The organism is Pseudomonas sp. P116 (assembly GCF_020149425.1).
Lineage (GTDB): Bacteria > Pseudomonadota > Gammaproteobacteria > Pseudomonadales > Pseudomonadaceae > Aquipseudomonas > Aquipseudomonas anatoliensis.
The window spans coordinates 184,373-198,217 of record NZ_JACVHB010000005.1; the positions used below are offsets into that span (position 1 = coordinate 184,373).

General features: G+C 57.7%; 9 protein-coding genes. 1 reads left to right on the plus strand and 8 read right to left on the minus strand.

Translation table 11 applies throughout. From position 1 onward, the window contains the following. Window positions 1-3: 3 nt before the first annotated feature. From hfq to ICA15_RS18290, 6 genes are all read right to left on the minus strand, one after another. Window positions 4-264: an RNA chaperone Hfq gene (gene hfq / locus ICA15_RS18265; protein ID WP_007902656.1), complete on the minus strand. Its 261-nt coding sequence runs from the start codon at window positions 262-264 to the stop codon at window positions 4-6. 94 nt (window positions 265-358) lie between these two features. Next, entirely contained in the window at window positions 359-1,330 is a 972-nt protein-coding gene (gene miaA / locus ICA15_RS18270) for a tRNA (adenosine(37)-N6)-dimethylallyltransferase MiaA (protein ID WP_210554256.1), read from the minus strand. After that, window positions 1,330-3,240, minus strand: coding sequence for a DNA mismatch repair endonuclease MutL (mutL, locus tag ICA15_RS18275; RefSeq protein ID WP_150602634.1), 1,911 nt, complete (start codon window positions 3,238-3,240; stop codon window positions 1,330-1,332). The genes miaA and mutL overlap by 1 nt, the downstream gene beginning before the upstream one ends. After that, a complete protein-coding gene (locus ICA15_RS18280) occupies window positions 3,237-4,664 on the minus strand; it encodes an N-acetylmuramoyl-L-alanine amidase (protein ID WP_210554449.1) in 1,428 nt (475 codons plus the stop codon). Before ICA15_RS18280 ends, mutL begins: the two co-directional genes overlap by 4 nt. 3 nt (window positions 4,665-4,667) lie before the next feature. Next, the gene (gene tsaE, locus ICA15_RS18285; RefSeq protein ID WP_150602636.1) at window positions 4,668-5,138 is read right to left on the minus strand and encodes a tRNA (adenosine(37)-N6)-threonylcarbamoyltransferase complex ATPase subunit type 1 TsaE; all 471 of its coding nucleotides are present in this window, start codon (window positions 5,136-5,138) and stop codon (window positions 4,668-4,670) included. Next, window positions 5,126-6,625 (minus strand): NAD(P)H-hydrate dehydratase, encoded by a 1,500-nt coding sequence (locus ICA15_RS18290; protein ID WP_210554257.1) that lies wholly within the window; start codon window positions 6,623-6,625, stop codon window positions 5,126-5,128. The genes tsaE and ICA15_RS18290 overlap by 13 nt, the downstream gene beginning before the upstream one ends. Window positions 6,626-6,688: 63 nt before the next feature. Between ICA15_RS18290 and queG the strand changes: the two genes are divergently transcribed. Then, the gene (queG, locus tag ICA15_RS18295) at window positions 6,689-7,762 is read left to right on the plus strand and encodes a tRNA epoxyqueuosine(34) reductase QueG (RefSeq protein ID WP_210554258.1); all 1,074 of its coding nucleotides are present in this window, start codon (window positions 6,689-6,691) and stop codon (window positions 7,760-7,762) included. Window positions 7,763-7,778: 16 nt separating this feature from the next. Here the strand turns inward: queG and ICA15_RS18300 are convergent, their stop codons facing one another. Together ICA15_RS18300 and ICA15_RS18305 are read right to left on the minus strand one after the other, a co-directional pair. Further along, window positions 7,779-12,563, minus strand: a complete 4,785-nt coding sequence (locus tag ICA15_RS18300; protein ID WP_210554259.1) for an RHS repeat domain-containing protein — start codon at window positions 12,561-12,563, stop codon at window positions 7,779-7,781. Between the two features lie 80 nt (window positions 12,564-12,643). Then, a complete protein-coding gene (locus ICA15_RS18305) occupies window positions 12,644-13,639 on the minus strand; it encodes a hypothetical protein (RefSeq protein ID WP_210554260.1) in 996 nt (331 codons plus the stop codon). Window positions 13,640-13,845: the final 206 nt, after the last annotated feature.

The following is a 13,845-nucleotide window of genomic DNA, read 5'->3' on the forward strand; positions in this document are numbered from 1 at the left end:
CTATCAGGCGTTACCTGGCTCAGCGTCACCTGCTTCGGATTCGGTTGCGCTAGGCAGACGAATTGGACGAACCGGCACGACTGTCGAGATAGCGTGTTTGTAAACCATTTGGCTCACGGTGTTTTTCAGCAGGATCACGAACTGGTCGAACGACTCGATCGTGCCTTGCAGTTTGATACCGTTGACCAGGTAGATGGAAACCCCAACTTTCTCTTTACGTAAAGTATTCAGGTAAGGGTCTTGTAGCGAATGCCCTTTTGACATGTGCCGCACTCCTTTAAGGATTCAATAATAAAAATAGGTAATTCAGATGGCTTTGGCCGTCACACCCCCAAGGATAGACGGCAATTGCAAGGACTCAGCTCAATATGGAGATGGTCCCAAGGTATTTCAAGGCGCGCGGCAGATTGTCGCAATCAAGGCTGTCGAGCCAGTGCAGATCTTCCCAACTGCGCAGCCAGGTGAACTGGCGCTTGGCCAACTGGCGCGTGGCGATGATGCCGCGCTCCTGCATTTCAGCCAATGTCAGCTTGCCATCCAGGTAGTCCCAGACTTGGCGGTAGCCTACCGCACGTATAGACGGCAACCCCGAATGCAGGTCACTTCTTTTACGCAGGGCTACGACCTCGTCGATGAATCCCTGTTCCAACATATTTGTGAATCTTTGTTTAATGCGCTCGTGCAGTACCTGACGATTCGCCGGGGCAATGGCCAAGTTCGCGACAGTATAGGGCAATTGTTGCAGTCCCGAAGCGGCTGCTTCAGTACTTTGCGCAGATTGTTGCTCACGTAGCGCAGTCATGCTCTGACCACTGACCCGATAGACTTCCAGCGCGCGACTCAAGCGCTGTGGATCGTTCGGATGAATCCGCGCGGCGGACACCGGGTCGATCACCGCCAATTGATCGTGCAGGGCTTGCCAGCCAAGGCGTGCAGCCTCTTCTTCGATCTGCGCGCGCACCTCGGGATCGGCCGCTGGCATATCCGCCAGACCTTCGACCAAAGCCTTGTAATAGAGCATTGTGCCGCCGACCAGCAGCGGAATTTTTCCGCGCGCGGTGATTTCAGCCATGGCTTGCAAGGCATCGCGACGAAAATCCGCAGCCGAATAGGCGTCAACCGGATCGAGAATGTCGATCAGACGGTGAGGATATTCAGCCAGAAGCTCTTTTGAGGGCTTGGCGGTGCCGATGTCCATGCCGCGAAAGACCAGCGCCGAATCGACACTGATCAGCTCGCACGGCAGCACTTTGGTCAACTCGATGGCCAGATCTGTCTTGCCCGCAGCGGTCGGGCCCATCAGGAAAATCGCTGGAGGAAGCTGGCTCATCAACGACCGCGCAAAAACAGTTTGTCCAGATCGTCCAGGCCCAATTGGGTCCAGGTCGGTCGGCCATGGTTGCATTGACCGCTGCGCTCGGTGTTTTCCATGTCACGCAGCAGGCCGTTCATTTCCGGCAGGGCCAGGCGCCGGTTGGCGCGGATTGCGCCGTGGCAGGCCATGGTGCCGAGCAGTTCGTTCAGGTGTGCCTGAATCCGGTCGCTGGTGCCATATTCCATCAAATCCGACAGCACGTCGCCGACCAAACGGTTGGCTTCGGCTTGCTTGAGCAGTGCTGGAATCTGGCGGATCGCCAATGTTTCCGGGCCCAGACGCTGCAATTCAAAGCCCAGTCGCTGGAACCACGCGGCATGCTCTTCGGCGCAATCGGCCTCACGCTGACTGACCGCCAGCGATTCCGGCACCAGCAACGGTTGGCCGCTGAGGCCTTCGCTGGCCATAGCGATCTTCAGGCGCTCGTACATGATCCGCTCGTGGGCAGCATGCATGTCCACCAGCACCAGGCCTTGGGCGTTCTCGGACAAGATGTAGATGCCTTTCAACTGCGCCAATGCGTAGCCGAGCGGCGGAATGTCTTCCTGACCAGCCGGCAATGCATTGGCATTGGCTTCTGGCAACGGCGCGAAAAACTCGCGGTAGGCAGCCTGAGCCTCAGCGGCCGGCGGCACGGCGGATTGCGGACGCGGCGTGTATTGATACTGGTAAGCGCCGCCAGCGCTGGCGCCCGACGACGTGTTGAACGCCGGTTGTGCCTGCGGTTGCTCCAGCAGCGCATTGGCCGCCAGACGCATTTCGCCCTGCGGCCCGAATTCGCCGGCATCAAGCCCTGTCGGACGGACGACGGCAGTGGTGACCGAACCGGCAAGCTGATCTTCCGGGCGCACATCGCCCAACGCACGGTGCAGCGTGCCGTAAAGGAAGTCATGCACCATGCGCCCGTCACGGAAGCGCACTTCGTGTTTGGTCGGGTGAACGTTAACGTCCACCGCCGCCGGATCAACCTCGAAAAACAGCGCAAACGTTGGGTGACGACCGTTGAACAGCACGTCGCGATACGCCTGGCGCACCGCATGGGCCACCAGTTTGTCGCGCACCGCACGGCCATTCACAAAGAAGTACTGCAAGTCCGCCTGACTGCGGTTGAAAGTAGGCAACCCGACCCAACCCCACAGGTGCAAGCCATTGCGTTCGATCTCGATCGGCAGCGCCTGCTCAAGAAAACCCGAGCCGCAGATCGCCGCCACACGCCGGGCGCGGGCCGCATCATCGTGGGCTTCGTGCAGGCTGAGGATGGTCTTGCCGTTGTGGCGCAGATGGAAAGCCACGTCGAAACGCGCCAGTGCCAGACGTTTGATCACTTCTTGCAGGTGATCGAATTCGGTTTTTTCAGTCTTGAGGAATTTGCGTCGTGCCGGCGTATTGAAGAACAAGTCACGCACTTCCACCGAAGTGCCCACCGGATGCGCGGCCGGCTGAACACGCGGCGCCATGTCGCGACCTTCGGTTTCAACCTGCCAGGCCTGATCGGCATCGCGGGTACGCGAAGTCAGGGTCAGGCGCGCCACGGAACTGATCGATGCCAAGGCTTCACCGCGAAAGCCCAGGCTCATCACCTGCTCAAGATCTTCCAGATTACGAATCTTGCTGGTGGCGTGGCGGGCCAGCGCCAGCGGCAGGTCGTCGGCGGAGATGCCGCTGCCGTCGTCGCGAACCCGCAACAGCTTTACGCCGCCCTGCTCGACATCGACGTCGATGCGTTTCGCTCCGGAGTCGAGGCTGTTTTCCAGCAATTCCTTGATCACTGACGCCGGGCGCTCGACCACTTCACCGGCGGCGATCTGGTTCGCCAGCCGTGGGCTGAGCAGTTCGATGCGGGCCATATTCAAGACCTGATTCATTCCTTGGACGCCAGTTCGGTGCCAGGAATGGTCAGGTGCTGACCGGCCTTCAGGTCATCGCTTTTCAGATTGTTGGCGCTGCGCAACGTCGCAGGCGAGACCTGATAACGCACGGCGATCATCGCCAGGGTTTCCCCGGGGTTCACCCGGTGATCACGCGGGCCTTGAGCAATCTTGCCGGAATCGCGCAGCCAGGCGATGTAAGTCCCCGGTGGCGGATTCTGCTGGAAGAACTGCCGTACGCCGCTGCTGATCGAACGCGCCAGCGCTTGCTGGTGGCTCGACGCCGAGAGTTTGTTTGCTTCGTTGGCGTTGGAGATAAACCCGGTTTCAACCAGGATCGACGGAATGTCCGGCGACTTCAGCACCATGAACCCGGCTTGCTCAACACGCTGTTTGTGCAGCGGCGTAACCCGGCCGATGTTGGTCAGGACTTTCTGGCCGACGTTGAGGCTTGAGGTCAACGAGGCAGTCATCGACAGATCGAGCAATACGCCTGCGAGCATACGATCCTTGTCGTCGAGGCTGACGTTGCCAGCACCGCCGATCAGGTCGGAACGGTTTTCACTGTCGGCCAGCCAACGAGCGGTCTCGGAGGTCGCGCCGCGATCAGACAGGGCAAATACCGAAGCACCGAAGGCCGCCGCTGACGGTGCAGCATCGGCGTGGATCGAGACGAACAGGTCGGCGCCCTTCTTGCGGGCAATTTCGGTACGGCCGCGCAACGGGATGAAGTAGTCGCCAGTACGGGTCAGTTCGGCGCGGAAGCCTTTCATGCCATTGACCTGACGCTGCAATTCACGGGCGATCTGCAGCACCACGTCTTTCTCACGCTGCCCGCGCGAGCCGGACGCACCCGGGTCTTCGCCACCGTGGCCGGCGTCAATCACCACAATAATGTCGCGCTTGCCGGCCGGGGCTGGCGGCAGCTTGATTGTCGGTTCGGTCGGGGTGACCGGCACGGCCGGTACAGTCGCCACGCGCGGCGTGGGTGCAGGCGGCGGAGCGGCATCGGCCGGGTTGTCGAACAGATCGACCACCAGACGGTTGCCGTATTGCGCGTTCGGCGCCAGCGAGAAGCTTTTCGGCGTGACGGCTTTTTTCAGGTCGATGACCACCCGCAGGTCGGTCGGGGTGCGCTGAGCCGAGCGCATCGCGGTGATCGGCGTATTCGCGGTCTGCACATTCAATGGCGCACCGAGGGTGGCGCCATTGATGTCGATCACCAGTCGATCCGGGGAAGTCAGGGTGAAAACGCTGTGCTGCACCGGGCCGCTCAGGTCGAAGACCAGTCGCGTGTTGTCCGGCGCCCGCCACAGGCGCACGCTGTTGACCTTTGAATCGGCCACAGCGTTGACGGTTACTGCCATCAACAACAGTCCAACGGCAGCCACCAACGCGCGAAAGCGCATACCTAACCCCATCATTTAATTGGTTTCCAATGCCAAAGCGGCACACCAGGCCTCGCCACGCGAGCTCTGGGATAAAATTTTCAGCGAACGACCGCTGTCTTGCGGGCTAATGGTAATGGTCAGGTCAGGCTTTGGCAAAAAGCCTGCACCTTTATCGGGCCACTCGATCAGGCACAGGGCATCGTCTTCGAAGTAGTCGCGGATGCCGAGAAACTCCAGTTCTTCCGGATCGACCAGGCGATACAGGTCGAAGTGGAACGCGCGGATGTCACCGATCTCGTAGGGCTCGACCAACGTGAAGGTCGGACTTTTTACCGAGCCGACATGCCCCAGACCCCGAATGATGCCCCGCGACAGGGTGGTTTTGCCCATGCCGAGATTGCCTTCGAGAAAAATCAGGCCATGGCCCTGGGTAACGCGGGCGATGCGTGCGCCAAAGTCGCTCATGGCCTGTTCATCGGCCAAGTACAGGGTTACTTCAGACACGGTGCATGCTCCTCCAACAACTGACGAATGGCTGGAATCAAATCACTGGCCGCCAGCCCACGGCCGAATTTCCCTTGTTGCATTCCGGCATTGGCATGCAGCCAGACCGCCAGGCACGCGGCATCGAAACCGTCCATGCCTTGCGCCAGCAGTGCGCCGGTCAAACCGGCCAGCACATCGCCGAGCCCGGCGGTGGCCATGGCCGGATGGCCCTGATGACACAACGCCAGACGCCCGTCGGGATGGGCGATCAGGCTACCGGCGCCTTTGAGCACTACCACCGCTGTATATTTTTTGCTCAACGCCAACGCAGCGGCAGGACGATCGGCCTGCACCTGGGCGGTGCTGATCCCCAGCAGACGCGCCGCTTCACCCGGATGCGGCGTGATCACGCAATCCCTGGGCAAGCTGACACAACCGCTGGCCAGCAGGTTCAATGCATCGGCGTCCCAAACTTGCGGCAGCGCTGCGTTGGCGGCGGCGGACAACAACGCCCGCCCCCAACCTGCTTGCCCGAGACCCGGTCCGACCACCAGCACGGAAACCTTTTCCAGCAAGCCCATCAGTTGATTGGCCGAAGAAACGCCGAGCGCCATGACTTCCGGAATCCGCGTCAGCGCTGCCGGCACATGCTCCGGGCGCGCCGCCAGCGAAACCATGCCCGCACCGCTGCGCAAGGCGCTTTCGCTGCTGAGCAAGATCGCCCCGCCAAAACCTTGATCGCCGCCGATCAACAGCACGTGTCCGAAACGGCCCTTGTGCGCCGTCGGTGCACGGGGCGCCAGCCGCGGCAGATTAGCCGCGTTGAGGCGTCGGGCACGAACGCAAATGTCACGACAGGTTTCGGCTGCGGCTTGCAAATCGTTAAACACCAGATGACCGGTGTAGTCCGCCGCGTCGCCGGTGAACAGGCCGATTTTCAAACCAATGAAGGTGACCGTGAGATCGGCACGAACCGCCACGCCGAGCACATGCCCGGTATCGGCGGACAATCCGGAAGGAATATCCACCGCCGTGACTGGCAAGCCGCTGGCGTTGATTGTCTTGATTGCATCGAGATAAGGCTCGCGCACTTCGCCGGTGAGGCCAGTACCGAGCAAGGCATCGACGATGACGCCGCGCAGTTCGCTTTGCGCAGTCCAGCCCTGCACGCTGACGCCTTCTGCCAACGCCTGGGCATGAGCCAGCGCAGCATCACCCTGCAAACGCTGCGGATCACCGACCGCCAACACCCGCACCAACCACCCGGCCCGCTGCGCCAGCACAGCGATCAAATAACCATCGCCCGCATTGTTGCCGTGCCCAGCAAGCACAGTCATTTCATCGGCTGATGGCCACTGCCGCACCAGTGCCCGCCAGGTCGCATGGGCGGCGCGTTGCATCAATTCAAAGCCCGGCGTGCCGGCGGCAATCAGCCGTGCGTCGATCTCACGCACCTGCGCAGCGCCATACAGCGCGTCGGGTAATTCATCTTTCGTGTGCGGCATGCGTCTTCGGGCTCCGATGTCTGGCAGAATTATACGCACCTCAGCTCCGGTTTCTCTCGCCTCATGTCCGCCATCACCACAGACCTGCCCGCCCTCGCCCAATCGATCAAGGATTGGGGCCGCGAGCTGGGCTTTCAGCAAGTCGGCATCAGCGGCCTCGATCTGGCCGAGCATGAGCAGCACCTTGAGCGCTGGCTCGAAGCCGGCTACCACGGCGAAATGGATTACATGGGCGCCCACGGCAGCAAACGTTCGCATCCGGAGGAGCTGGTGCCCGGCACTTTACGCGTGGTTTCCCTGCGCATGGACTACTTGCCGGGCGACACCGAAATGGCTAAACGACTGGCCGAACCGGAAAAAGCTTACGTGTCGCGTTATGCCTTGGGCCGCGATTACCACAAATTGATCCGTAAACGTGTTCAACAATTGGCCGACAAGATTCAAGGCGAGATCGGCCCGTTCGGTTTTCGTGCCTTCGTCGACAGCGCGCCGGTACTGGAAAAAGCCATCGCCGAACAGGCTGGGCTGGGCTGGATCGGCAAAAACACGCTGGTGTTGAATCGCAAGGCGGGCAGCTATTTCTTCTTGAGCGAACTGTTTGTTGATCTGCCGCTGCCAGTGGATGAGCCGCACAGCAGCGAACATTGCGGCCGTTGCACCGCGTGCCTCGACATTTGTCCGACCAACGCCTTCGTCGGCCCGTATGTGCTGGACGCCCGGCGTTGCATTTCGTATCTGACCATCGAGCTGAAAACCGCTATCCCTGAAGATTTGCGCCCGCTGATCGGCAACCGCGTGTTCGGCTGCGATGACTGCCAGATCGTCTGCCCGTGGAACCGTTTCGCCAAGCCCTCAGGAGAAGGTGATTTCAAGCCGAGGCATAACCTCGACAATGCCGAACTGGCCGAGCTGTTTTTGTGGGATGAAGAGAAGTTCTTGAGCAGCACCGAAGGCTCGCCATTGCGGCGTGCCGGGTATGAGCGCTGGTTGAGGAATCTGGCAGTGGGGCTGGGGAATGCGCCTTCAACGATTCCGGTGCTGGAAGCGTTGAAGGCGCGACGGGATTATCCGTCGGAGTTGGTTAGAGAGCATGTGGAATGGGCGCTGGAACGGCACTCCAGGCCTTCAAATCCATAAAGGGCCAGCAAAGTACTCAGGCCGTAGGAATGCGCATTGTATCCATATCGTAAGCAGATTCTATCAGTGCATTCGTCTGCCCCGGGGACAAATGCTCGCCCGCGTGCAAGACTTTGCAAACTCTCTGATTACTGTCCTCTAGAAGGTAAATACGCTCCCCACGTCCGGCCGTCTTCGCCATATAAACATGCGATACACTTCTTCCATTGCCGAGTGGTCTCATTTCCCCGTACAGCATCCCATTTAGGTTGGCCGCTTGGCGGGGGGAGTTATTGCCTTCAATGAGCCTGTAGAAATCATAAGCCTTTCTGCTATTACATGGATTTTGGAAAGTGTGTCGCGTGGGCCTGATTAATTGCCAAGGTTCATCCGACTCTTCCACCACGGGCGCCTTGGCTTTTTTGGCCGCTGCCTTGGCCCCTTTTCCTTTGACGAAACCTCGGGCCATCTCTTGGCCTGCTTTTTGGCCTCCTCTGCCACTCAACCCCGGCTTAAAGGCCCCAGCAAGTCTCCTGCCAGCATTAATGGCCGCTTTGGCACCAGCCGCCAGGCCTGTACCGAGCGAAGCCAATCCTAGACCAAAGCTGATCCACCCCAATATCTCGCCTGCTTGAGAACCCGGTGCCAATTCATTGAGCACCTCGCTGGCTATACCCGCCAGTCCAGACGCAACCGCCAACCCCATTGACGCCACTGCCCATGGCGTCGCCGCGCCCATCGTCAATACGCTGGCAACAACCCCGAGAATACTGAGCCCGATTCCCAGGACTGATTGCCAGGAGATATGCCCGGTTGGGTCGACACGATTGACAGGATCGCCCAAGCAATAGCTATAGGTATTCAATCCGCCCGCGCCGAACGGACTCATGCTGTCGGGGGCGAGAAAACGCATCAGTGTCGGACTATAGGCCCTGTAACCATTCCCCAGCAGATACAGCCCGGTAACCGGATCGAGCTGCTCGCCGTTGAACCCCGCGAGGCTGAACAATCCGCCTTCGGCAGGACGGTGCCCATAAGGGCTGTAGGCGCAATCGGTGAGCTGTTCCTTGCCCAGCGTTGCCAGCACGCTTTGCTGCTGATCGGTGCCAAATAGCTGGGCGCCGGCGTTCAAACCTAGCTGCTGTTGCCCCACAAGCGCTCCACCGTGACGTACAACACTGTATGAATTTTCACCACTCACCTCATTGGCGACCCGGCCTGCGTAGTAGTAACGCTGCGCAGTTGCCTTTTCGGGTTGCGACAGTTCAACCAGATCGTCGAAACCGTCGTAATGGTAGCCACGAATGACTGATCCCCCAGCGCCGGACAATTGCTCTAGACGTCCGAATGCGTCATAGGCCAGCGTTCGCGCCTGGTCGTCCTTGATCATCCTGCCGTTGGCGTCGTACTCCAGCGTCACTGCCGACGGATAATCGACATGGGAATGCTTGACTGCGCTGAGCTGTACAGGATCAGGATTGTCATAACTGAAGGTGGTCAGATTCACGCCCAGCGGGAACTTCGTCTGCACGGTTAGGATGTTGTCCAGCGCGTCGAAAGTGAACGTCTGCTGGACAATTTCCTTGCCATACGGATCGCGGGGCTTTTGGGTGCCGGCACAGTCGTACTTGATCAGACGCCCGCGCACATCGTATGTGAATTGCTCATCACGCAAAATTTGCGTGCCACGCCTGGAAACCTTCTGCGCCAGTTTGCCAGCAAGCGTATAAGTCGATTCCAGCGTCTGGTCAGGCTGACCCTGAATCTCGAATGTACGGCGGGTTTCACGACCGATATCGTCGTAGACAAACCGGGTGACCATTTGACGCTTGATTGACGTTTCTTCGGTTTTCGTCCAGTCCAGCTTCCCCGTCCGGGTGTTGTAGTGGAACTCGGTTTTCAGCGAGCCCTGCGAAGTGGAGAGCAGGCGGCCGTGCTCATCGTATTCGGATCTGCTTTCGGCTCCGAGTACATCGACATGGGTGATCGGTCGCCCCTGCAGGGAATAGGTACTGGACGTGGCTTTCGTGATAGCGCCGAAGGTCGTCGTTTCGGATTTGAGGCGTCCGGAAGGGTAATAGGTAAAGCTGCGTTCCTTGCCGTTTTCAGTACAGGTCAAGGGATTGCCACTGACGGGGTCGTAAGTCATGGTCGTGACTAAAGCACCTGCCTTGCGCTCCGTCAGCAAACCGCCCAGATCGCGCAAATAAGTGAATTCGGTTTTTTTGCCATCAGCACTCTTGTGCCACTGTGGCTGAGTGAAGCCCGCTTCATAACCAGCCTCGGACTTTCGTCCGCCCACGGTACTTTGTATTAAACGACTCAAACCGTCATAAGTTTGCTGCCCCAACACTTTGTCATCAACCTTGATGCCGATCGGCAGACCTTCATCGCTATGCTCGGCATAGTCGGTCACGACCGCGCTGGCATCGGGCAGGACAGTGCGGATCATCCGGTCAAAAACGTCGTACTCATATCGAGTCGTATTGCCGACGGGATCTGTCTGGCTGGTTGTGCGCCCGAAGCCGTCATAGGTATAAACGGTTTTGCCGAGGCTCTTGCTCTTCAGGTTGAAGTGCTCGACGCTCAGCGGTTTACCAAAGTCGTTGACTTCAGTCACCGTCTTGCCCATTCCCTCGAGCCAGTTCGTTTGCTGGCGAAGGACCGGATCAGCCACGCTGTGTTCGATGCGCCCATCGGCATGCAGCGTCTTGCTGACCTGGCCCCAGCTATCGTATTCGTAGCAGGTAATGACCGGACAAGGCTTGCCATCGCGCCAATCGGTCAGCGTCGATTTGACTTTATGACCCGCCGAATCATGCATGGCTGAATATAGGGTGCGGGACTGGATAAGACCGTCCTTGTCGGGATGATCGCAGTCCTTTTCCTGAACGGTGATTACCCGCTCCAGGCCGTCATAAGTCACTCTTTGCTCGCCGCCCGCCGCATCCGTGGTCACCATCGTGGCCGGCTGTTGTTTACTGGCGGCCAGGTAGGCCCACTGGGTAGAGGCCGCGTAGGGCGTGCCGGGGGCAACCGTTTTGCATACAGCTCGGCCGATCGCGTCGTATTCATGTTCGATGCGCGTGCCATCGACACCGACCTCTGCCAACAGTAAGCCCGTCTGCGTCGAGAGCACTTTTTCACTGGTCTGCTGCGAACCATCAAACCCGCGTGTGCTGGACTTCACCCGAAGACGATTGTCCTCAAGCTCATAGGAAAATTCCGTACAGATCTTTTTATAGTTTCGGGTGACGCTTTGCGCTTTCGTCGCCCCGTGCTTGAACGGATCCTTTGGCGTATCGAGGTAACTGCGTTCGGTTTTCGATAGCAGGACCTCTACCCCCTTCACGAACTCGAAATCACGTTCCTCGACCGGCAAGACGGATGCCAGCCCCTCACCTTCCAGCGCAGGATGCAGCGCATAGTCGTAGTACGTGACAGTCGAGGCCTCACCCGCTGCCGCAGCGGTGACCGTCCTCTTTTTCTGGAACCTGGCGAAACCCAGCGGATCCTCTGGGCAGTTGTCCCCACCGCTTGCCGGATAAAACTCCGTGACAGTCGTCACCCCACTCGGCTCAACGCACTTAAGCAGGTTGCCTTCGCCGTCGAACTCGGTGACGGTGATTTCCTTGCGCGCTTGCTTGGTGCGTCGATCGAGATAGGTCACCGTCTGAACTTTCGGCATGCGGAACTGAGCCGGCTGCTCGTTGAACGGCTTGGCGACCGAACAATGATATTCAGTAGTGGTTTCGATCTGAGCATCGCCACACGTCGTAACTTCTTCGACCAGCAAATGAAATTTGTTGTAGGTGCGGTTGATGCGCGTATGTGCCTTACCGCTCACAACCAACTTCTCCTCAGAGGTGTAGACGTAGGTGCCAGATGCCCGGTAGAGAGGATCTCCGTCATCGCCCCTGGCCGGCACCAGACCATGCCCGAGAAAGTTACGGTCGGAGTAGGTGTACGTCTTGCACAGCCTGGGTTGGCCACGACCAGGGTAGATATCGTGAGCGATAACAAACGGTAGTGTCTGTTCCACCTCATTGATGAAGCGGTGACCTTGCCGCTTGTAACGAATGATTTCTATGCCATGCAATGGATTGACGACTTTGCGCAGATAACTGGCTCCATCAATGACGTCATAATCGAGGTCCCAACCTTTGCCGACCGGCAGTTCGATTGACGTCACCCGCCCATTTTTCAGGATCAATTTGTAATTGAAACTGGACGAGGTATCCGGATGCCGGGTCAATGTCACCTGACCCTCCTTGCGTGTAATGTTCAGCAGGCATCCCTTGGTGTCGCTGATCTCGGTCAGCATGGGAAACTCATTGAACGCCTTATGCTTGAGCGTGACGCTCACACCGTTCGCCGCGATTATTTTTTCCGCTACCGCGACCTGAGTGCCAGCCAGAACCTTGAGCAGTTCACGCCGACCATCCTTGTATCGAACTTCATAGCGCCCTGCTCCGGTCACTAACACTTTTGCCGTTTGCAGTTTCATTTCCTTGAACTTCAACCCAGCAGGCGTTTCGACAGCCTTGTAACGCTCACCGTTGGACAGTGTCATGACTTTGCTGCGCAAGTCGTAATTTGTCGTGATCAGCGACCAGCCAACTCCGAAACCGGCATCCGTCTGATTAAGCGGATTGAAGCCCAGTGAAATTGCAAGGTCAGGGCCATTGAGATCCGCCGAGTGTAACGTGCCCAAGGAAAAGGCGCAGGTGTACATACCCGTACGCGGATCAACGCCTCCAGTAACGAACTCACCGAAGTTGAAAGCATTTGAGTGAACAGGGGAATTTGAATTATTAGTCATGAAACAACGCCTTGCATTCAATTTATTCAGATACGGCCTACAACAGCAGGCCAGCGAACTGTGTGCTGGCCTGGCCGGACTTAACGAGACCAGAACTGTTGCATCGGTCGCTTTGACTTAACCAGAATAAAAGTACGCTGCTCTTTGTCGCCTTCGAGACACAGCCGATGTTCCGTACCAAACTCATCAAATACCGAGAACTCGAATCCGTTTTTGTTTTCGCCGCCCTCTTGAGAATCAGCGGAAATATACTGAATGAGCGTCAATCGCCCTGCTACTTTGTTCACAGGCACCGTCATATAACCAAGGCGAGGGCTGCGAAACGTTGCGCTGCGCTTATACATCGGCGCCATATAGCCATAAAAACACCGCCGATTATCCTCAGTATCGGGAATATTTCCGGACACATACACTTGCACCGCAGTATCGGAATCGTAATACGCAAGCCTTACTTCGCTACTGTACCAATCCAGGAGGGAAATCTGCCTGCCCTCCGCGTGCAGGGCAATATGATAAGTCTGGATCCAGTCGTAACGATCACGCCGCTCCTGGTCTCCGTATTTGCTCACCGAGAAGTCACTCAGCGAATACTCTTTCGGTGGAATCGCCTCCAGCGTAACGCTGCTGTCAAAACCAAGTCCGTTGCTTCTCAATACCTCTTCGTTCATGACGATTTCGGCGGCAACCTCCATGATTCCGGTCTTGGTGGCGGAAACCCAGAACTCAAAAATCTGCACCGGATCCAAATTGCTGCTTATTCGGTTATCGGTAACCTTAGCAACCTCTGTGAGATGCGATACTCCACCCGACATTTCGTGGTTATACCGATTTTCCTGAACGGATACTTGCCAATCCCCTTCCAGAGCTCGAGCACCGTTATAGGCAATCAAGCGCAGTGTCTGCAACGCGGGATGACCATACAGTGAAGCGCCGTCGCCATTGTTATCGATCCCGTGTAGAAGTACCAACACCCGCACCTGCATGCGCCCATTGGCATAAAGCACTTTATGCTGGCCTGACCTTGTGGAGTCGAGTTTTACCTCGATACGGGAAATACCAATTTGCTCATCAAACATCTAACAATACCTTGCTGATTAATAGATTCCGCCCTCTAAGGACTCAGCAAACTATGGAGAATCGACTTGAATAAAAACAGCCGCGACATTCGACAAATTGTGAGGGAGTAATATTTTAACATCACCATCAACAACCCACACAAATGCTTATACATTCAAAAATCGTAGATCACATGAAGCGGACTTTAACAACACTCTTCCTGCCC